The sequence below is a fragment of the Bradyrhizobium sp. 147 genome (assembly GCF_023073935.1).
In the GTDB taxonomy this organism is placed as follows: Bacteria; Pseudomonadota; Alphaproteobacteria; order Rhizobiales; family Xanthobacteraceae; genus Bradyrhizobium.
This window is the reverse complement of the sequence record NZ_JADPKL010000075.1, coordinates 92,577-112,153: the sequence shown is the minus strand read 5'-3', so window position 1 is coordinate 112,153 and position 19,577 is coordinate 92,577. Positions and strand designations below refer to the sequence as shown.

Here is a 19,577-nt window from a genome sequence, read left to right as displayed (position 1 = left end):
CCGCGGCACAATTGTCTCTTCGCGGGAATTCCATTCTGCGCAGGAGAATTTCAAATGCGATCTTACAGCGCAATCGAAGGTCTCTCAGTCGCTCTGCTTCTGCCGACCTCTCGCAAGCTGATCTTGAGCTGCGTCCTGCTAGGGTCGGCATCGTCTGCCACCGCCCTCACCATGGAAGCGGCTATCGGGAGCTGTCGGATAAAGGTCGGCCGCCCGATTGTTCAGGCTTGCATGCAAGCCGGCGGCGATTTCGGCGGCTGCCGAGCCAGGGCGACCCCACCGGTCCGCGCCTGTGTAGTGGCGGCTCTGAAAGCTGCCAACGGGCGTGCGAATGTCGCGGTTGAGATTCCAGCCGAGGTGACACCCAAACTCGCGCCGGGAGCCTCGCTTCCCTCCGGCTTCATTGCGCCTCCCCGCACGATTTCGGACATCACTGCGATCCTCGACAGTGAAAAGCCCGATCTGAAGGTCATTGAGAGGCTGAGGTCGGCGGCGGACGCATCTCCAACGGGCAAGGAATCGCCGGAGAAGCTGGCGCAATTCTATTTCGATCGTGGCAATGCACGGGCGCAATTAGGACGGCTGGACCAATCGATTGCGGATGCGAACAAGGCTGTTGAAGCAGGACGGGCGGCTTCCGACCCAAGCATGATGGGCCGCCTGATGCAGTTTGCGGGGCAGCAGTATCTCGCAGCCGGCGAACCCAGAAAAGCGCTTGATATCTACCAGCGCCAACTCCGTGACATCGCGAATGCGGCTGGAGGCAAGGGCTATCAATTCAACGCAAATCGGCAGGTTGCCGGCATCCTGATCCAGATGGGCGACATCGCACAGGCGGAAGCCTATCTGCGGCGAAGTTTGAGTGCGATCCAGGAGGCGAGGACGAGCGGTCATCCTGCATGGCGAGCTGCCTATGCCAGATTTGGTCAGTCCTGGGAAGCTGAGGTGGAATTTACTCGCGCCATGATTTTTGAGGCCCGAGGGCAATTCAGCGAGGCCGAAGCTTCTTATCGCACGACAGAGCAGCGCAAGCGCGCCAGCATCAAGGAGATTCTAGCCTCTCCCAACCCGCCATCGGCATCAACGCTGCTGTGGTCGATCGATACCACCGTGCTGAACCTGGCTCGAATGGAGGCGCGCCAGGGAAAGCTGGCGGAAGCGGAAATCGACGCCCGCCGCGCGCTACTTTCCCGCTTGAAGGATGTCGGCAAGTACAACCCGGCTACGCCGCGCTTCATTGTGGGTCTCGCCGGAATGCTCGTTGAGCAAGGCCGCTATCAAGAGGCTACGCAACTGGTGCGGGCCGCGTTGGAAGTCAATGAAGCCTTGGGACTTGCGGAGGACTCACAGCCAACGGTCCAGTTCCTCGCGCAACTCGCGGGAATCCTGACGCTCCAGCGCAAGGGCGTGGAGGCAAATGAGATCTATACACGGATCGACAAGGCCATCGTCAATTGGGAGCCGCAGCGCCGCCAGGTGTTCGAGCTCAATCCTTCGCGTATCCTTTCGCTTTATGCGTCCGGCCAGGTCGACGCGGGCATCAGCGCCGCCGAGCAGTTGCTGAAGAAGCAGATCAGCCGTGTCGGCGAAAGCCATTTTGACGTGGCGTCAGCGCGTGGCACGCTGGCGGTCGGACTGATGCGCGCCCATCGCGATGCGGAGGCGATCCGCGAATTCAGGGCCGCGATCCCCGTCATGATGGCGAACACACGCGAGAACGCCGATGAGGAAAACACGACTGTGACGGCTGCTCGCATCCAGAGGCTGCAAATGACCGTCGAGAGCTATTTTGCTCTGCTCGCTCGCGCGCCGCGAACGGCGGACGAAGTTGGCGAGGAGACATTCAGCCTTGCCGATGCGATCAGGGCTCGCTCGGTCCAGCAGGCCCTGGCGGCGTCCAGCGCCCGCGCGGCCGCAAAAGACTCAGTCCTCGCTGAGCTTGTGCGCAGGGAGCAGGACCTCACCAAGCAGGTCAATGCCCAGCTCGGGCTCCTGAACAATGTGCTCGCAATCCCGACGTCGGAGCGCGATGAAAAAGGCATGCAGCAGATCCAGGCGGCGATTGCGACGTTGCGCGTCGAGCGCGACAAGGCGCGGCTGGAGATCAAGCAGAAGTTCCCGGCCTATGCTGATCTCGTCTCACCCAGGCCACCGACCGTGGCGGAGATTCGGTCGACGCTTGCTGAAGGTGAAGCCGTACTGTCCTTCTACTTCGGTCAAAATGGCAGTTTTGTCTGGGCCGTTCCGAAATCGGGCCCCCTCGCCTTTGCCGCGGTGAAAGCCGGCATTGGCGATATTGAAAGGAAGATCCGCAAGCTGCGCGAGGCGCTTGAGCCGCAGGCAGCGATGATTTCCGACATCCCGCCGTTCGACCTGAAGCTTGCTTATGAACTCTACGAGCTTCTGCTCAAGCCTGTGGAGAGCGGCTGGAAGCCCGCCAAGAATCTGATTGTCATCACCAACGGTGCGCTCGGCCTGCTGCCGTTGTCACTGTTGCCGACCGCGCCAGCCGAAATTGCACCTGATGACGATCCTTTGTTTGTGGGATACCGACACGTGGCGTGGCTGGCCCGCACTCACGCCGTCTCGGCTGTTCCGTCTGCAGCAGCCTTGCGCACGCTGCGCCAATTGCCACCCGGCAAGGCAGGTCGGAGCGAGTTTGTGGCGTTCGGCGACCCATATTTCAACAGGGATCAGCTTGCGGAGGCAGCAGCCGGGCAGGACAAAGTTCAGGTGGCTGATGCTGCTACAGCGGGTCTCACCCGCGGCGTGCCGCTGAAGCGACGCAACAGCCCGGACCTCGATGGCGTCGACAGTGCAGAGTTGGCTCTGCTCCCTCGCCTGCCAGATACCGCTGAGGAGCTGAAGTCGATCGCGCTGGCGCTGCAGGCTGATCCATCGAAGGCGCTGTTTCTGGGCAAGGATGCGGCCGAAAGCGTGGTCAAGAAGTTGAATCTGTCCGGATTCAAGATCCTGGCCTTCGCGACACACGGACTTGTTCCGGGGGAGCTCAATGGTCTGACTCAGCCCGCACTCGCGCTCTCGTCCCCGGCGGTTACCGGCGAGGCCGGTGATGGGCTGCTGACTATGGAAGAGATCCTGGGTCTCAAGCTCGATGCAGATTGGGTTATCTTGTCCGCCTGCAATACCGGTGCCGGCGCAGGAGCCGGCGCAGAAGCCGCCTCGGGGCTCGGTCGCGCCTTCTTCTATGCTGGGACCCGTGCTCTGCTCGTCACGAACTGGTCGGTACATTCGCAATCCGCACGGCAGCTGATCACCGACCTGTTCAAGCGCCAGGCTGACGATCCAACGCTCGGGCGTAGCGAAGCTCTGCGCCAGGCCATGATGGCTCTGGTGGATGGGCCCGGTTATCTCGGCAGCGAAGGCAAAGCGGAATTCGCCTATGCGCATCCGCTGTTTTGGGCCCCGTACACGATCATTGGCGACGGTGGCGTGCGGCAATCGGGTACTGAAGGGAAGGACTGAGCGGCCAGGCAACACAAGGCAGGTCATGAGCAAGATGTGGGTAGGCGCTTTCGCGGTCGGCCTTCTGATCCCGGTGACCCACGCGATGCAACTCATCGTACCCCGAATGTCGATCTCACTCCGCGGGCCAAGCCCTTCATCCGACGTGACGGCATCAATATCCTAGATGCCGAACTGCCGGCGGGCGAATACACACTGAGAGTGGACGTGAAGGACACCGACGGTCGGTCGGCCAGCAAGATCTTCACCCTAAAGGTGGAGCCGTAGTATGCCAATGAGCTGTTTCTATTGCCGATCTGAAAATGCTGAGGGAGCGCTTCTTTGCGCAGCCTGTGCGCGCGACATCGGCGCACAGTCTCGTCACGATCGTCTTCAACATCTCGCCACTCCCACTGCGGCTCGCTTCCGTTGCGATCCCGCTGCTGTTTGGCTTTGCCGCCTATCGCGTCCACAAGGTGTCAGCGAATGGCGCCTTTGTATTGGCGTTCTGCACGACCGCTTTGAGCGTGCAAGCGATGCTCACCGTGACAGGTATTCACGACAAAGTTCCGATCCTTCGAGGGCCTTGGATCGAGTGGCGCGAGGTGATCGAGTATGGCGCAAGTATCCTGCTCGCCTTCGTGTCGGGCAACATTCTCGCGGTCCTGATCTTCCAGGTATTGCCGCGGGTGCTGGCGCAAGGAGGCAAGCCCAACGCGTTTGCGTTTCATGTTGCACGGCTTCTCGGTCAACACGTCGGTGAGGAGCAGCTACGGCTTCGGGCGCGCCTCATCCAGGACCTGATGCACACGGCAGGCCCGCTGGCCGGTGTCGCGATTACTGCCATTGGATCCATCTATGCGGGGCTGAAGGGGATCTTACATAAGGACTTGTTGCTCTGGACTACGCCGCCCTCAACACCGGCGGCTGCGACGGCCGGATCAGCGCGAACGCGACCTGCACCATGCCGCCGGCGAGGCCGAGCGCGACGCCGATGCGTCAAGCCATGGTGTAGGAGCCGAGCGCGTCGCAAGCGACCGGGGTTCTGTGGCGGTGCAATACGATGCGAAGGGCCAGGTGTGGACGGCTCCGGGTCGGCAAGAAGAAGCTGCACTTTGCAGCGGTGGTCGGAGCAGCCATGTGTTCGGCCGCCCTGTGAGGAACGTTGGTGGCGCGTCAGCATTGAGAGGCGTCGGCATTCCAGCCGACTCTCAAGGAGGAGATTCGTCCATGAGGAAGATTCTTATGTCAACGGCGATCAGCGCCGCATTGTTAGCTGTCGGTACATTCGCAAACGCACAAGGAACTTCGACGGCTGGGTCGAGCGGTCATGATACCAAGCAATGCTGGGACGTAGCCAATAAGGTCGTTCGCGACATGAGTGGCACCACTGCAACTGGACCATCTGGAAACACCACGGTCGGTTCAACAACCTCGCCCGGCGCAAGCACTGGCTCTCCTTCCACACCTTCTTCCGCGACCAGCGCCAACGCCAATGCCTCAGCGCGCCCACCTGGAATACCGGACTGCTAGCCTTCCGCTCACGGCGAGTAGACCGTCGCTCGGGTTGTGGCGAGCCCGCCGCCCGCTTTACGGGGGTCTTGCCCATATCGAAAATTGACGCCACCGAGCCGCGCCGCTCATGAACATGTGGCGGCCGGCTTGGATCCGGAATCTTGGCTCCTGCAGAGCGGCGGATCGCTCTTCGCGGGATGCCGCTTTCTGCGTAGCTCTAGGCGACATCCAGACGACGCAGCTATTCGAACGAAAACGTTTATCAAAAGGTAAGCCGGTCTGTCATTTTGCGGCAGGCGCATTTCCGACATTGCACTCCGCGTGATCCGGCGTACTCTATGATCGCAAGCAGAAGTGCAACGACAACCCAACGACGTAGACTTGTAGCTTCTTTGGCGATTTCCGCCGGAGAGACCGAAGCTTGCTGGGAACGCGCGATTAGGGACGAAATCGATAAGGCACTGAGCTGCAAATGCAACCTCACGGTCAGCTCTTGAAAAATGCAGGTCAATAAACAAAAGCGGGAGGACGTATACATGAAGAGGCGGTGGCGCAAATCTGGTTTACCTCTTGTTGCCATTGGCGCGACACTGATTGTGTCGTCAGCATTGGCTCAATCCGTGGATACAGCTCGGATCGAGGCCGCTGGTCAGAATGATTGGCTGACCTATCACGGCTCGTACAAATCCTATCACTACAGCCCGCTGGCGCAGATCAACGCAAGCAACGTCGGCAATCTGGGTGTTGCCTGGATCCATATTCCCGGACGCTCGACGCGCGGCCTGCAATCAATGCCGCTCGCGGCCGACGGCGTGCTTTATTACACGGGCTCCTACAGCCGGGTTTTTGCGCTTAACGGCGCGACCGGCGAGGTGATCTGGTCCTATTTCCCTGAGCTCGACGAGGCGCTGATCGCGCGCCAGACCCATTCCCCCTACAATCGCGGCTTGGCGCTCGGCGAAGGCAAGGCCTTTGTCGGCACGATGGACGGCCGTCTGATCGCACTCGATATGAAGTCAGGGAAGGTTCTCTGGGATACCAAGCTGATCGATTCGCAAAAACTTACAGTCGGTTTCACCGGTGCGCCGCTTTACGCCAAGGGTACCGTGATCATCGGCTCGCAAGGCGGAGAGTGGCCGGGCCGCGGTCCGATATTTGCTGTCGATGCCGCCACCGGCAAAAAGAAGTGGGAGTTCCTGACGGTCGCCGGCACCGATGAAGCGATGAAGTCCTGGGGAAACGATTCCTGGCGCACGGGTGGAGGTGGCGGCTGGATGCCGGGCACCTACGATTCCGAGACCAACACGATTCTGTGGGGCACCGCCAACCCGGCGCCGCTCTACGATTGGTCGGGCGCCGACTACAAGACGCAAGGCGCGCGGCCCGGCGACAATCTCTACACGACGTCGGTGATCGGTCTCGATCTCGATACCGGCAAGCTGAAGTTCTACCATCAGGAGCTGCCGCATGATGCCTGGGATTTCGACAGCGCCGTCGGCGAGTTCTTGATGCTCGATCGTGACGGTCAGAAGCTCGTCGTCCATCCGAACAAGAGCGGTTTCATCTTCGTCTATGACCGCAATCTCGCCGTGAAGAACGTTTGGCGGCTCGTAGAGAACATCAATTTCGTCAAGGATATCGACCCCAAGACCGGCGCGCTGATCGGCCGGCGCGACTTCTCCGCCGGGAAAGTGACCGAACCGCCGCTGTGTCCATTTATCGGAGGTGGCATCAGCTGGAATTCCGGCTCGTACAGTCCCAAGACCGGGCTCTATTATAAAATCGGCCAGGAATGGTGCATGACGCTCGATATCCAGAAGACGACGCCTGTCACCACGCCACAGGTCCAGCTCAACATCGGCGCCGATTTCAAGATGGCGCCTCCTCCGGGCGGTGAGATCTATGGTCACCTCGATGCGCGCGATCCCGTCACCGGGGCGAAGAAATGGGAGGTTCGCTATCCCGAGCCGCCGCTTGGGAGTGTGCTCTCGACCGCGGGCAATCTCGTGTTCGTGCCTGACTCCCGCGGCACACTTCATGCTTACGATGCCGAAACCGGGGGTGAACTGTGGACTCACTCCGACGGCACCGGCCATCAAGGCGGCATCATCAGCTACTCCGCCGGAGGCAAGCAATATATCGCCGTGGTCGCCGGCTTTGGCGGCATGTTGTCCGACGAATATGCGCCAAATTTCGGCGGCGTTTACAAGAGCATGCCGCGCGACGACGGTGCGCTCATCGTCTACAGCCTGAAATAGGCTATCGCAAATTGATCTGCCGGGGAGCGGGCGCAAGCTTGCTCCCCGGACGTTGAACTCGCCGGACGTGTTTCAGGACATGGAGCTGGATGCCTTGAAATCGCAATCGAACAAGATCACCGCGCTGCGATCGGCGGCGTTGGGCGCTTCGTTGTTGTGTGTCGCCGGGTTGGTTCAAGCGCAGCCCGCTACCCCCGCGCCAGAGAACGGAACGTTCGATGTCGAGCAATTGTTCGCGGGGACCTGCGGCTTTTGCCACTCCGATGGCGGACGGGCTGCTGGCAAGGGCCCGCAACTGATGAATTCGCCGCGCGACGACGAATTTCTGCACAACCGCATCAAGCACGGCAAGCCGGGCGCGATGCCAGCATTTGACGGCGCCCTCACCGACGCGCAGATCGACCAGATCGTCAAATATATCCGCGCCCTGAAGCCGCGCGAGGGCTGAGCCGCTGGGGCCCCATCTACGCGGGGACGCGAATGAAGACGATTCTTCTGCTCATCATCGGCGCCGTCATCGGAATATCGGGGCCGGCACAAGCGCGGACCCTGGATGCGATCCGTTCGTCCGGCGTGCTCGGGCTCTGCGCCCATCCCAACTCGCTTCCCTTCGCGAGCAAAACCGGTGATCCTCCCGGTTTTCAGATCGAATTGGGTCAGGCGCTCGCGCGCGAACTCGGCGTCTCGCTGAGGCTAGATTGGATCATCACCCAGTACCAGATGCGTAGCGCCGGCTGCGACATTCTCCTGGATGTCATCGCTGACCGCGACGCGCAAGGCGAAACCCGCTTGAGGATTTCAAAGCCTTACTATCGCACTGGCGTCGCGCTGGTCGTGCCGTCATCCAGCCCACTCACCTCGTTCAAGAGCCTCAACGAGCATACCAAGGTGGGGGTGCAGGTCGGATCCGTCGCAGCCATGATCATCGGTCAACGGCACGTACCCACGTCGACCTTTGGCTTCGAGAGCGACAGCCTCGACGCCCTGTCAAACCATGAGATTGACGCCGCTGCGGTCACGCCCACCTCGGCGAGCTATTTCAATCTGACGCACCCGGACAAAGCATTTCGCATCCTGGATCGCGACGAGACCGTGGCCGATCTCAACTGGAATGTCGCCGTTGGCATGGTTCGGCCGGATGATGCACTGCGCGAAGCCATCAACGGAGCGCTTGAACGGCTGCGAAACGACGGCACGATTGGTCGGATATACGGTCGTTACGGGGTCGTACTGCAAATGCCGAAGTAGCTGCGCGACAGTCTCGGCAACCTGGCAATCAATGGTGGGGCATCGAGAGGCAGTGGGATTGTGGTCCGCCCGTCGACAACTTTCTCCGTGGGTTCCTCGCGCGCGGTCCTCAGCAGACGCGATATTCTCGCCGGTATCGCGGGAGGTGCCGCGATAGGGATCGCGCCGGTATCCGGTCGAGAGTTGTCGAAAATTGGTCTCCAGCTCTATACGGTCCGCGACCTGCTGAAAGCCGACTTTGAGGGCACCCTGCGGAAGGTTGCCCGTCTCGGCTATCGCGAGGTGGAGTTTGCCGGCATTCTCGGCCCCAATGTGCGGCGCACCCGGAAACTTTTGCTGGGCCTGGGTCTCACTGCGCCGTCGCTGCATATCGACTACGGCAGCCTGCGAGACAATACCGGATCATCGTTCGACATCGCTCATTTGCTTGGCAGCCGGTTTGTCGTGTGTCCATGGCTGGACCAGTTGGAACGGCAGACAATCGATGATTGGAAGCGGATTTGTGACAGATTGAATAGGATCGGTGAATTGGCGGCGCGTTCCGGGCTGACACTTGCCTATCATAATCACGATTTTGAGTTCGCGAACCTCGCAGGTGACATCCAGCCTTACGACCTTCTGCTCAGCCGTACGGATGAGCGCTTTGTCAAGTTCGAGCTCGATGTTTACTGGGCAACAAAAGGAAACCTCGATTCCGTGAGAGTCTTGAAGACACATCCATCTCGATTTCGCTTGGTGCATCTCAAGGATATAGCGAGGGACGGATCGACCACCGAATTAGGCAACGGCACGATCGAATTCGCAAAAATACTCGACGTGTCGTTTCGGTGCGGCGTGCAGCATTTTTTCGTCGAGCAAGACGTTTCGGCCGATCCGTTGCAAAGTATAAAGACGAGCATCGCCTTCCTTCGGCACACGCGTATTTCGCCGCGAACGCCCCGATCGTTTCGTGACGCCAATTGAGGAACCGCAATGAGCGAACGCACTTCCCAGTTGCCACATGCGCCAACAGCTCCGGCACAGCGCCTGGCCCGGCAGGCAACAGGTAAAGGCGGGCGATACCAGTCGCAGACAATGCACCCTGAGATTGACTCGAATTACCCTGCTGATATGTCCAATCAAATTAGAAGCCTCACTGCCGTGGGGCTATAAGCCATAAGGGAGACTGCAATGCTCCGCCTCGTCGCTAAGTTCGCCGCAGCGTCGTGTCTTTTGCTCGAGGTTTCCAGCGCCCACGCAGAAGACGTAAAGCGCGTCACTGCCAATGGGACTGAACTTGCCTACGTGGAAGTTGGTCAAGGCGAACCGGTTATATTTGTTCACGGCGGCCTTCAAGATTACCGAATGTGGCTGCAGCATCTTCCAAAGTTCGCCGATCGCTATCGCGCCATTGCCTACAGCCGCCGTAACCACTTCCCAAATGAGGCAAGTCCTGAGGGCATGCCGGATGGCGCTGCGGATGCGCACGGCGAGGATCTTGCCGCGTTTGTGCGGGCTCTAGGCTTGTCGAAGGTCAGGGTCGTTGCGCATTCGTCTGGCGCGCATGCGGCGCTTTTCTTTGCCGCCGTGCATCCGGAAAAGGTGGTCAGCCTGACGCTCAACGAACCGCCCGCGACGGGCATCCTGGCCGGCGTTCCCGGGGTCGGCGACATGTTGAAAGAGTGGGGCAATGCCCAGGCACCGGCGAGGGAGGCAGTCAAGGCAGGCGACGTGAAAACCGGCATACCGCTGTTCGTGAATGCCGTCGGCGGACCGGGCGCCTATGAACGTCGATCCATTGCCGACCAGAAGATGAACTTCGATAACGTGGCGTCCTTTCAAGCCGACGCCACAACAAAACACCCGAGGCCGGCGTTCACGTGCGAAATGGCCAAGTCGATCAGTGCGCCAACGCTTCTGTCCAATGGCGAGCGAAGTCCCAAATTCTTCTATCGAATTGTCGACCAGCTAGAGACCTGCCTACCAAACCGCGAGAGGATCATCATTGCCGGAAGTTCGCACACCGTGCCTGCAGAAGCGCCTGACGCATACGACCAGGCTGTCCTTACGTTTATCGGCAAACATTAACGCCGTAAGTCCGGTTCGGGTCAAAAGCGGTGGTGGACGCGCGCGAGCACCAGCGCGCCGCTCTGCTCCTGATTGCGGGACTTTCGGTTTCCCCGACTGCGGACTTGAAGCGCTCCTAATCCAGTGATGTCGCCAGTGACCGTCAATGACAGCCAGTCCTCGCGCCGCAGGGTCACCCGATCGTTCGGACGTCCCGGCCGTCGTCACTAAGCCGGCTGTGGCCGTCATCGAATTGATGGCGGCCTTTGGGCGTGAGATCGAGCCACATGAAGGCACCCATCAAATTTTCAATGCCACGGGAATATGCCGAGTACGTGTGGAAGATCTCGCCAGCCTCGTTTTTGGCAAATATGCTGGCGCCCATCATGTCTTCGCTGCTCTTGAGCGGGATCGTGTCGTAATTGAACTTGGCTGTGCCAGCGGCCAGGTCCTCCTTTTTGAATGACACCCCGAAATCAAAGTTGAAGTCGCTGCCATAGGATGACACCCACGGAAAGGTCCAGCCCAAAGCGCGTTTCACTTGCTCGATTCGCTCGATTGGCGCGCGTGAAATCACAGCAAATGACAGGTCGGCATCATGGAAGTGCTTGCGCGCGGCGTCGAAATGATCGGCGACGAACGAGCATCCTTTGCAAACGTGATCGGAGCCCGGGGTCAGCATGAAGTGATAGACGGCGAGTTGGCCGCGACCATTGAACAGATCGGCAAGCGTGTACTTGCCATCCGGTCCCTGGAAGACGTAGGGCTTCTCGATTTTTACCCACGGCAAATGGCGTCGCTTTTCTCTAAGTTCGTCGAGCTTGTGCGTCATCTCCTTCTCTTCGACGAACAATGCCCTACGTGCGGAAAGCCATTCCTCACGCGAGACGACCTTGGGTGGAGAGAGGGTGCCTGCTGCCATAGTCAAGACTCCTCTGATTGTGGGTTCTAAAACGTAGGTCCTCGCCGATCGGTTCCTTGCTTGCCTCGCCATTGCGCCGCGGGAATTATAAAGAGGCCACCAACTGAGGCGAGCTCAATTCAAGTGACGGCGATACTTCTTGATGATCTCGCGAAGGTCAGGACGGAAGAAGCGCGATGCGCGGTCGGTCCAATACCTTTTCCACCCACCCGCCACGCTATATGGCCCGGTCGGAGCAAAGAGATTTCCCGTCGTCGGTGACTCATGATCACCCTCGAATTGGAGCGCGGGTGCGGCGCGCGCAACGATGCGTTCGACCAGCATGGGTGCGAGCTTAAGCGCGACGCTCACCATATAAGCTGACGCTCCAACGATGACCTCGCGGCGTGGCCGCTCAGAGAGGCTCACGATAGTTCGCGCGACGCGCTCGGCCGCTATCACCGGCAAGATCGAACGCGCTCGCCGTCCGAAAACGTTCCCGAGTTTGTTGTAGATGGGCGTGTCCACCGCCCACGGCATGACCAAGCAGATGTGGATGCCGGGCACGCGCTCGAACTCCTGCCGTAGGCAGGCGGTGAAGCCCCGAACGGCGAACTTGGTGGCGACGTAAGGACTGGCTAGAGGTTCGCCCATCATGCCCAAGAGCGAACTGGTGTTGATGAGAATACCGCGATCACCTTGCGTCCGGAACTGTAACAGTGCCACGCGGGAGCCGTTGACACATCCCAGGAAATTCGTCTCAACGACGCGTTTAAAGGCGTCGGGCGGCATATCTTCGAATCGGCCGACCAGAAGAACGGCCGCGCAGCTCACCCAGATATCGATCCTGCCGTAAGCCGCAATCGCCGTGTCGCGGATGCGCTCAACGGCGGCGTGATCTGTCAGATCCGCTGGGCATGCAACCGCTTCCGCACCGCGCTCCTGGCACGCGCGAACCACCACCTCTAATGCCGTGGCCTCTCGACTCACAAGCACGACGCGCGCCTTTCGTGCGGCGAAGGCAAGCGCTGTCGCGCGGCCGATGCCGCTGGATGCCCCTGTGATAACCACCGCGGGTGCATTGGGCCAACCGATCATGGCCCGCTACGCGCGGATAATTGGCCGTGAAGCTGCCGATGCTTGTGCTGGCGCTTCGGGATGCATCCCGATCCGGTGGTGGTAGACCAGATCACCGCCCTTCCAGCCCGTAAACAGCAGCATTCCGACCACGACAGCGGATAGCAAAATGCCCCACGGCAGCACTGCGTCCGCGGTGCCGTAACGATACCGCATCCACAGACTAACAACTGCCAGTAGCACAGCGATGAGGTTGCCGATCATATGCTGCCATGCGTCACTGAGCGCTCGAATCTGCGCGTTTCCAAGAAAGTCGGCCAGGCCGGCGATGGCCGCTAAGAGTGCGGTGACGATTGCGGCTGTAAGCGTCCAGAACCCTGCCTCCGCCCAAAAGGCGTTGCTGGTTGCCCAGAAGACGAGGTCGCATGCAAAGGTAGCCACCAGCAAAGCGATTGGAAATGGAATCAGCATTGGATGGATCGGATGACTACCGAGCTTGGCGGTCGTCGCGATTCCAGTGAAATCGGTTTGAGCCATGGTCAGTCTCGCGCTTGTTGAACGTGTCGAGGTAACGCGACACGCAATATGCTCGTTCCTGTAGGTATGGAACCGCAAGGAAGCGCGCCCATGTGTGCGCGGTCCAACGCCAGTCCGGCGCTTGAGGCCCCAAGAACGGACAACACCCTTACCCGCCGAGGTCTGCGAGAGGATGAGACGACGATGGAAATCAGTCTTTCCGGGCGCATGCGAACCCCGGGTGACCAAGGCCATGATGGCCCGGAGCACTGGAGTCCAAGCAGAGGCCGGATACATTGATGCAAGACCGCATCTACCGGATGGTCGAAATCGTCTTGCACCGCACGGCCGGACCGTACAGGGGTCACAACCGGTCGATCACGACCAAGCAACGTGACATCCGGTTCATCCTGCGAAGCTGACGCTCACGGCTACACACCCCCTACGCCGCCTTCAACACCGGCGGCTGCGACGGCCGGATTAGCGCGAACGCGACCTGCACGATGCCGCCGGCGAGGCCGAGCGCGACGCCGATGCGCCAGGCCATGGTGTATGAGCCGAGCGCGTCGTAGAGCACCCCTCCTCCGTAGGCGCCGAGGAAGCTGCCGATCTGGTGGCTCATGAAGGCGAGGCCCTGGATCATGGCCTGCCAGCGCAGGCCGAACATCTCGGCGACGGCACCCGCAACCAGCGGACCGACGCCCATCCAGAGAAAGCCCATGATCGCGCCGAACAGCAGCGTCGAGAACGGCGTTGCCGGCAGCATGAAATACCAGGCGAGCGCCAGCGAGCGCAGAATGTAGATCGCGCCCAGCAGCGCCAGCTTGTTCCAGCGTTGGCCGGCCCAGCCGAAGAACAGCGAGCCCAGCACGTTGAAGCCGCCGATCATACCGAGCGTCTGTGCGCTCAGCATCGGATCGAGACCGCAGATCGCCAGATACGACGGCAGATGCGTGGTGAGGAACACCAGCTGCATGCCGCAGACGAGATAGGCGCAGGTCATCACCACGAAAGACGCGTTACCGAACGCGGTCCTCGCCGCAGCCATGGCATTGGCATCGCTGATGTCATCGGCCGCGGGCTTCGGCAGCGGGATCTGGTCGACGCGTCCGGCATACCAAGCTGCCGGTATCATCAGTACCGACATGATGACGAAGCCGGCAAGGCCAATGCGCCAGCCAAAGCTCTCGTTGAGCATCTGCCCGATCGGCGCCGACAACAGCGCGCCGAGCGAGCCCGCACCGGAGACGATGCCGAGCACCGTCGAGCGCACGGTTTCGGGCACAGCACGCGCCGCTACAGACATCGCGATCGCCGCCGCGGTGCAGGCCAGCGAAGTCCCGATCAGGACGCCGCCGCCAATCATCACGCTGACGAGCCCATTGGCCGTCGCCATCAGAGCGAGGCCCACGATGTACATCAGCGCGCCCACGATCATGATGGGACGGAAGCCGTACCGCACCGTCATCGCGCCGGCCAGCGGCTGGAGAAAGCCCCAGGCGAGGTTTTGCACAGCCAGCGCCAACGTGAAATCCGACACCGAGATGTGGATGTCATGCGTCAGCGGTTGCAGGAAGATGCCGAGCGACTGCCGCAGCCCCATGCTCAGGGTCAGCATGATCGAGGCGCCGATCAGGATGGGCAAGGCCGGACGCAGGATCTGCAACAGGGGCATTTTCTTCTCCCTTTTGGGCTCGGCACAAACGCCCTCGCCTGCCTTTGCCGTTGATTTGATACACAGACCTGTGTACTTAGGCTATGAAAGGCTGGTGCTGTCAAGCGAACAGGACGCGCGCTACCGCATGGCTCCCCCGCCCACCCCACAGACGATGAAAGAGCGGATCCTCGAGACCGCCGACAAGCTGTTCTACCTGCAAGGCATTCGCGCCATCGGCGTCGATACCATCGCGGCCGAGATCGGCATCTCCAAGCGCACGCTCTACAACCACTTCCCCTCCAAGGACGCGCTGATCGCGGCTTACCTCGAGCGCCGCTTCGTGCAGGCGCGCCCGTCCGAGAAGCCGCCGGCCGAGCAGATCCTTGCCACCTTCGATTCGCTGGAGCGGCGGTTTGCCGCCAAAGATTTTCGCGGCTGCCCGTTCGTGAATGCGGTGGCCGAGCTCGGGCCACAGGATCGCGCCGTGAAGAAGATCGCGATCGCCTTCAAGGAGAGCCGCCGCGTCTGGTTTCGCGATCGCCTGAACGAGCTCGGCGTTGCGGACGCGGAGGCGCTGGCAACCCAGCTCGTGCTGCTGGTCGACGGCTCCATCGCACAGGACCTCGTGCGCGACGATCCCGCGATGGCGAGGGCGGCGAAGGAAGCGGCAAAAGTGCTGCTGCGGAATGCAGGGGTGCATGTCGGTGGCGATGCGGAGAAACCATTGAAGGGGAGCAAGCGCGCGCCAGACTAGCTGCTGTCGCCTATCGCTCGCTGTCATCACCCGCGAAAGCGGGTGATCCGTATTCCAGAGACAGTGAGGCTAGGACCGAAAAGCCGCGGGCGTACTGGATTGCCCGCTGGAGCCTGTCATCGGGCTCGCCGAAGGCAAGACCCGTTGGCGGGGAATGACAGCGGACTTTGTAGGATGTTCGGGATGATAGCAGAATGCGCCTGTTTTGCCCGACGTGTCAAACGGACTTGCTGTCGGCGTCAGCCGCTTTGCTACCCGCGTAAGCCATTGATCCGACTAGCGCCGGCTACTGTGCATGGGGTTGTTTTCGCAATTATTGTGTCGCAGTAGCCTTTACGCCGCCTGCGACACCACGCGGTTGCGGCCGTCGTGCTTGGCGCGGTAGAGCGCGGTATCGGCGCGCTTGAGGACGTCGCCGACCGCCTCGCCCTTCTGCTCCAGCGTGGTCAGGCCAATCGAGATCGTGACCTCGATGCGCTTGCTGCCCTTGTGGATCGCGAAGGGCTCGCCCGCGATCGAGCGGCGCAGGCGCTCGGCGACCATGCCGGCGACGTGGAGATCGGTCTCCGGCATTACGATGACGAATTCCTCCCCACCATAGCGGCAGGCAAGGTCGATGCCGCGGATCGACTTGCGCACCCGCACTGCGAATTCGCGCAGCACGTCGTCGCCGGCGTCGTGGCCGTAATTGTCGTTGATCGACTTGAAATAGTCGATGTCGAGGATCATCAGCGCCAGCGGCTTGCCACGGGTCGCGGCCTGCTCGGCGAGCGTGGCGAGATGGCTCTCCATGTAGCGGCGGTTGTGCAGGCCGGTGAGCGCGTCGGTGATCGCCATCTCGATCGAGTTCTGCACGTTGTCGCGCAAGTGATCGGTGTAGCGGCGGCGGCGGATCTGGGTGCGGGCCCGCGCCAAAAGTTCGGTCTTGTCGATCGGACGCAGCAGATAGTCGTTGACGCCGATCTCGAGGCCGCGGAGCAGCCGCGTCGAGTTCTCGGGGTCGGCGATCGCCAGGATCGGAACGTGGCGCGTGCGCTCCAGCGAGCGCGCCTGGCTGCAGAGCCGCAGGCCATCGAAATTGTTGAGATCGAGCGAGACGATCAAGAGGTCGTAATTGCCCTCCGCTGCGTGGAACAGCGCCTCCGTCGGGTTCGACTCGACGTCGATGGTGTGCTCGGCGGCGAGGATCGTCGCCAGCCGCTCGTAGGAGGATTCGCGGTCGTCGACCAGGAGGATGCGGCCGCCCCTGCCGGTGTCGGCCACGGCGCTGCGCTCCGGCGCCTGCATGCCGATCTCGAGCGAGGTGATGGCGCGCATGCGCAGCTCGTCCGTCATCATCTTCAGCCGCGTCAGCGAGCGCACGCGCGCGATCAGCACGACGTCGGAGACGGGCTTGGTGAGGAAATCATCGGCGCCGGCTTCGAGCCCCCGGTTACGGTCGGAGGGGCTGTCGAGCGCGGTGACCATCACGACAGGAATGTGGTGGGTGGCCGGATCGGTCTTCAGACGGCGGCAAACCTCGAAACCGTCCATATCGGGCATCATCACGTCGAGCAGGATGATATCGCATTCGGCGCGCCGGCTGATCGCCAATGCCTCGGCGCCATTCGCCGCGGTCATCACGTCGAAATATTCGGCGGACAGACGCGCTTCGAGGAGCTTCACGTTGGCAGGAACGTCATCGACAACCAGGATACGCGCGGACACTTTGAACTCACTTCCTATCCGATAAAACGCCGGACCGTCTCAATGAACTTGCCGACCGAGATCGGCTTGGACAAATAGGCCTCGCAGCCGCCCTCGCGGATACGCTCTTCGTCGCCCTTCATCGCGAACGCGGTGACCGCAACGACGGGAATCGCGCGCAACTCCGGATCGTCCTTGATCCACCGGGTCACCTCGAGTCCCGAGACCTGCGGCAATTGGATATCCATCAGCACGAGGTCCGGCCGCATCTTGCGAACGAGGTCAAGCGCCTCGTAGCCATTGCTGGTGCCAGTGGTCTGGTAGCCGTGTGCCTCCAACAGGTCGCGGAAGAGCTTCATGTTAAGCTCGTTGTCTTCCACGATCAGGACGGTCTTAGCCATCCCGCCCTCCTGTTTGGTCCGCAGACCCATACATGTGACGCCTCAGGCGCCGCTCCCCGGCGCTTCGAAAACTGGATTCAAACTAGCCTCAGATTCGCTCTAGTTTCGTTAAACCCGAGGGCCGACTTTCTGCGATTTGGTTTCCAGTTGCTTGTCGGGGGTCGCAAGACTCGAGGCGAAGACTCGGGCATGATGATTCCAAAGTAGAGACTGAAAGTTAACGGAAAGGCAAACCGGCCGCGTGAAAAAGCCTGTTCACAACCCCAGCGAAGTCGCTGAAATCGTTGCGATTCAGGCGCTGTCCTTCGTCGCCGGCGAGCCCGAGCGGCTGGGCCTGTTCCTGGCTGAGACAGGGGTCGGTCCGGAGACCCTGCGCAATGCTGCCTCGGACCCCAATTTTCTCCTCAGCGTGCTCGATTTCGTGCTGCGCGATGACGAGACCGTGAAGGCCTTCGCGAAGGCCGCGGAACTAGATCCGACCAACGTTGCCGCAGCGCGGCAGGTGCTGGGCGACGCGCTCGGCGACCCCTCCTGGGAGCGCGACGTGCCGTGACCGAACCCGATCCGGCAGGGCCCCGCTGCTTCTGTCGGGATTGTCTGGCCGATCTGGACACCGGCGTGCGGCGCTGTTCCGCTTGCGGGTCCCCTCGCCTGGTCCGCCATCGCGCGCTGTCGAGCCTGACCATCGCCCATATCGACTGCGATGCCTTCTATGCGACGGTCGAGAAGCGCGACAATCCTGATATCGCCGACAAGCCCGTCATCATCGGCGGGGGCAAGCGCGGCGTGGTGTCGGCCGCCTGCTACATCGCCCGCACCTATGGCGTCCGCTCGGCCATGCCGATGTTCAAGGCCCTGGAGGCCTGCCCGCATGCGACCGTAATCCGGCCGGACATGGCGAAATATGTCCGGGTCGGCCGCGAGGTGCGCCAGGCCATGCAGGCGCTGACCCCGCTGGTCGAGCCGCTGTCGATCGACGAGGCCTTCCTTGATCTGTCCGGCACCGAGCGGGTTCACGGCACGATCCCGGCAAAGGTGCTGGCGCGCTTCGCCCGCGACGTCGAGCGCGACATCGGCATCACCGTCTCCGTCGGCCTGTCCTGCAACAAGTTTTTGGCCAAGATCGCCTCCGACCTCGACAAGCCGCGCGGCTTTGCCGCGCTCGATCAGGACGAAGCCCGCTTGATGCTGTCGGAGAAGCCCGTCGGCTTCATCTTTGGCGTCGGACCGGCCACGCAGGAGCGCCTCGCGCAGCGTGGCTTCCGCATCATCGCCGACCTGCAGAAGGCCGACGAGATCGAGATGATGCGGCAGTTTCCGAGCGACGGCCGCCGGCTATGGCGGCTCGCGCGCGGCATCGACGAACGGCGCGTGGAGCCCGATCGCGGCGCCAAGACGATTTCCAGCGAAACCACGTTCGAGACCGACATCCGCGATTTCGCGACGCTGGAGAAGATCTTGTGGCGGCTGTGCGAGAAGACGTCGTCGCGTCTCAAGAGCGGCGAGCTCGCCGGCTCGACCGTCACGTTGAAACTGAAGACGGCCGATTTCCGCCAGCGCACGCGCTCGCGGTCGATCGCCGCCCCGACGCAGCTCGCCGCCAAGATCTTCTCGATCTGCCGCGAGATGCTGGCAAAAGAGATCGACGGCACCGCCTTCCGCCTGATGGGCGCCGGCGTCAGCGCGCTGCGTGACGGCTCGGTCTTGGACGACACCGACATGCTCGACCGCCGCGCCGCGCACGCCGAGCGCGCGGTGGACAGTCTGCGCAAGAAGTTCGGCAGCGCTGCGGTGATCCGCGGCATTGCGTATGAGGGGCCGGAGAAGGCGCAGGAGTGATCAAGTCCTGCTCAACTCAGTCGCGTTCAAATATCCGTGCACCCGGATAGGCGCGCCGGGCATACTGAACGACCAATTGCCGATCCTGAGTTTCCACGAACGGCGTTCGGATCTGGCAAGACCCGACGATGAGGTGCCACAGGCCGTTGAGCTTTCGAATGACAACGTTCATTTGAGCCTCTCCTCGCAGTGACCCGAGTGGACTCAAATTGTA

The 19,577-nt window shown here is 61.4% G+C and carries 17 protein-coding genes; 9 read left to right on the top strand and 8 right to left on the bottom strand.

Translation table 11 applies throughout. The features are described from left to right. The first annotated feature begins 54 nt into the window (after positions 1-54). Positions 55-3,486, top strand: a complete 3,432-nt coding sequence (locus tag IVA87_RS16585; RefSeq protein WP_247334251.1) for a CHAT domain-containing protein — start codon at positions 55-57, stop codon at positions 3,484-3,486. A gap of 458 nt (positions 3,487-3,944) precedes the next feature. Here IVA87_RS16585 and IVA87_RS16580 read toward each other — a convergent pair whose 3' ends face one another. Continuing rightward, the gene (locus IVA87_RS16580; RefSeq protein WP_247300767.1) at positions 3,945-4,196 is read right to left on the bottom strand and encodes a hypothetical protein; all 252 of its coding nucleotides are present in this window, start codon (positions 4,194-4,196) and stop codon (positions 3,945-3,947) included. Between the two features lie 1,320 nt (positions 4,197-5,516). On the opposite strand from IVA87_RS16580, the gene IVA87_RS16575 reads away from it, so the two are divergent. The 5 genes from IVA87_RS16575 (at position 5,517) to IVA87_RS16555 (ending at position 10,553) form a co-directional block, all read left to right on the top strand. Then, on the top strand, positions 5,517-7,238 hold the full coding sequence (locus IVA87_RS16575; RefSeq protein ID WP_247300766.1) for a PQQ-binding-like beta-propeller repeat protein: 1,722 nt from the start codon (positions 5,517-5,519) through the stop codon (positions 7,236-7,238). 79 nt (positions 7,239-7,317) lie between these two features. Continuing rightward, the gene (locus tag IVA87_RS16570; RefSeq protein WP_247300765.1) at positions 7,318-7,686 is read left to right on the top strand and encodes a cytochrome c; all 369 of its coding nucleotides are present in this window, start codon (positions 7,318-7,320) and stop codon (positions 7,684-7,686) included. A 32-nt stretch (positions 7,687-7,718) separates the two neighbouring features. Beyond that, complete coding sequence (locus tag IVA87_RS16565; RefSeq protein ID WP_247300764.1) at positions 7,719-8,486, top strand: transporter substrate-binding domain-containing protein; 768 nt, start codon at positions 7,719-7,721, stop codon at positions 8,484-8,486. Between the two features lie 87 nt (positions 8,487-8,573). After that, positions 8,574-9,449 carry a sugar phosphate isomerase/epimerase gene (locus IVA87_RS16560; RefSeq protein ID WP_247334250.1) on the top strand — a complete coding sequence of 292 codons (876 nt, stop codon included), beginning with the start codon at positions 8,574-8,576 and terminating at the stop codon, positions 9,447-9,449. Positions 9,450-9,656: 207 nt separating this feature from the next. Further along, on the top strand, positions 9,657-10,553 hold the full coding sequence (locus IVA87_RS16555; protein ID WP_247334249.1) for an alpha/beta hydrolase: 897 nt from the start codon (positions 9,657-9,659) through the stop codon (positions 10,551-10,553). A gap of 172 nt (positions 10,554-10,725) precedes the next feature. On the opposite strand, the gene IVA87_RS16550 is transcribed toward IVA87_RS16555, so the two are convergent. From IVA87_RS16550 to IVA87_RS16535, 4 genes are all read right to left on the bottom strand, one after another. Continuing rightward, entirely contained in the window at positions 10,726-11,454 is a 729-nt protein-coding gene (locus IVA87_RS16550) for a thioredoxin family protein (RefSeq protein ID WP_247334248.1), read from the bottom strand. 114 nt (positions 11,455-11,568) lie between these two features. Continuing rightward, on the bottom strand, positions 11,569-12,531 hold the full coding sequence (locus IVA87_RS16545; RefSeq protein ID WP_247334247.1) for an SDR family NAD(P)-dependent oxidoreductase: 963 nt from the start codon (positions 12,529-12,531) through the stop codon (positions 11,569-11,571). Between the two features lie 6 nt (positions 12,532-12,537). Continuing rightward, positions 12,538-13,047: a DUF2231 domain-containing protein gene (locus tag IVA87_RS16540; RefSeq protein ID WP_247334246.1), complete on the bottom strand. Its 510-nt coding sequence runs from the start codon at positions 13,045-13,047 to the stop codon at positions 12,538-12,540. A gap of 421 nt (positions 13,048-13,468) precedes the next feature. Further along, positions 13,469-14,701: an MFS transporter gene (locus tag IVA87_RS16535; protein WP_247334245.1), complete on the bottom strand. Its 1,233-nt coding sequence runs from the start codon at positions 14,699-14,701 to the stop codon at positions 13,469-13,471. 127 nt (positions 14,702-14,828) lie between these two features. On the opposite strand from IVA87_RS16535, the gene IVA87_RS16530 reads away from it, so the two are divergent. After that, complete coding sequence (locus IVA87_RS16530; RefSeq protein ID WP_249816959.1) at positions 14,829-15,437, top strand: TetR/AcrR family transcriptional regulator; 609 nt, start codon at positions 14,829-14,831, stop codon at positions 15,435-15,437. Positions 15,438-15,770: 333 nt separating this feature from the next. Here IVA87_RS16530 and IVA87_RS16525 read toward each other — a convergent pair whose 3' ends face one another. Together IVA87_RS16525 and IVA87_RS16520 are read right to left on the bottom strand one after the other, a co-directional pair. After that, a complete protein-coding gene (locus IVA87_RS16525) occupies positions 15,771-17,144 on the bottom strand; it encodes a PleD family two-component system response regulator (protein ID WP_247334243.1) in 1,374 nt (457 codons plus the stop codon). A 14-nt stretch (positions 17,145-17,158) separates the two neighbouring features. After that, positions 17,159-17,524 carry a response regulator gene (locus tag IVA87_RS16520; protein WP_027547216.1) on the bottom strand — a complete coding sequence of 122 codons (366 nt, stop codon included), beginning with the start codon at positions 17,522-17,524 and terminating at the stop codon, positions 17,159-17,161. A gap of 241 nt (positions 17,525-17,765) precedes the next feature. Here IVA87_RS16520 and IVA87_RS16515 point away from each other — a divergent pair, with 241 nt between their 5' ends. Further along, complete coding sequence (locus IVA87_RS16515; protein ID WP_247334242.1) at positions 17,766-18,077, top strand: DUF3572 domain-containing protein; 312 nt, start codon at positions 17,766-17,768, stop codon at positions 18,075-18,077. Beyond that, the gene (locus IVA87_RS16510) at positions 18,074-19,363 is read left to right on the top strand and encodes a DNA polymerase IV (RefSeq protein ID WP_247300753.1); all 1,290 of its coding nucleotides are present in this window, start codon (positions 18,074-18,076) and stop codon (positions 19,361-19,363) included. Before IVA87_RS16515 ends, IVA87_RS16510 begins: the two co-directional genes overlap by 4 nt. A 16-nt stretch (positions 19,364-19,379) precedes the next feature. On the opposite strand, the gene IVA87_RS16505 is transcribed toward IVA87_RS16510, so the two are convergent. After that, a complete protein-coding gene (locus IVA87_RS16505) occupies positions 19,380-19,535 on the bottom strand; it encodes a hypothetical protein (protein ID WP_247275775.1) in 156 nt (51 codons plus the stop codon). Between the last annotated feature and the right edge of the window lie 42 nt (positions 19,536-19,577).

Bases quoted from the DNA above. Each gene is read 5' to 3' on its own strand.
- IVA87_RS16545 (WP_247334247.1), bottom strand. From the start codon at position 12,531: ATGATCGGTTGGCCCAATGCACCCGCGGTGGTTATCACAGGGGCATCC.
- IVA87_RS16570 (WP_247300765.1), top strand. From the start codon at position 7,318: ATGGAGCTGGATGCCTTGAAATCGCAATCGAACAAGATCACCGCGCTG.
- IVA87_RS16565 (WP_247300764.1), top strand. From the start codon at position 7,719: ATGAAGACGATTCTTCTGCTCATCATCGGCGCCGTCATCGGAATATCG.
- IVA87_RS16580 (WP_247300767.1), bottom strand. From the start codon at position 4,196: ATGAAACGCAAACGCGTTGGGCTTGCCTCCTTGCGCCAGCACCCGCGG.
- IVA87_RS16550 (WP_247334248.1), bottom strand. From the start codon at position 11,454: ATGGCAGCAGGCACCCTCTCTCCACCCAAGGTCGTCTCGCGTGAGGAA.
- IVA87_RS16535 (WP_247334245.1), bottom strand. From the start codon at position 14,701: ATGCCCCTGTTGCAGATCCTGCGTCCGGCCTTGCCCATCCTGATCGGC.
- IVA87_RS16585 (WP_247334251.1), top strand. From the start codon at position 55: ATGCGATCTTACAGCGCAATCGAAGGTCTCTCAGTCGCTCTGCTTCTG.
- IVA87_RS16540 (WP_247334246.1), bottom strand. From the start codon at position 13,047: ATGGCTCAAACCGATTTCACTGGAATCGCGACGACCGCCAAGCTCGGT.
- IVA87_RS16505 (WP_247275775.1), bottom strand. From the start codon at position 19,535: ATGAACGTTGTCATTCGAAAGCTCAACGGCCTGTGGCACCTCATCGTC.
- IVA87_RS16575 (WP_247300766.1), top strand. From the start codon at position 5,517: ATGAAGAGGCGGTGGCGCAAATCTGGTTTACCTCTTGTTGCCATTGGC.
- IVA87_RS16555 (WP_247334249.1), top strand. From the start codon at position 9,657: ATGCTCCGCCTCGTCGCTAAGTTCGCCGCAGCGTCGTGTCTTTTGCTC.
- IVA87_RS16520 (WP_027547216.1), bottom strand. From the start codon at position 17,524: ATGGCTAAGACCGTCCTGATCGTGGAAGACAACGAGCTTAACATGAAG.
- IVA87_RS16530 (WP_249816959.1), top strand. From the start codon at position 14,829: ATGGCTCCCCCGCCCACCCCACAGACGATGAAAGAGCGGATCCTCGAG.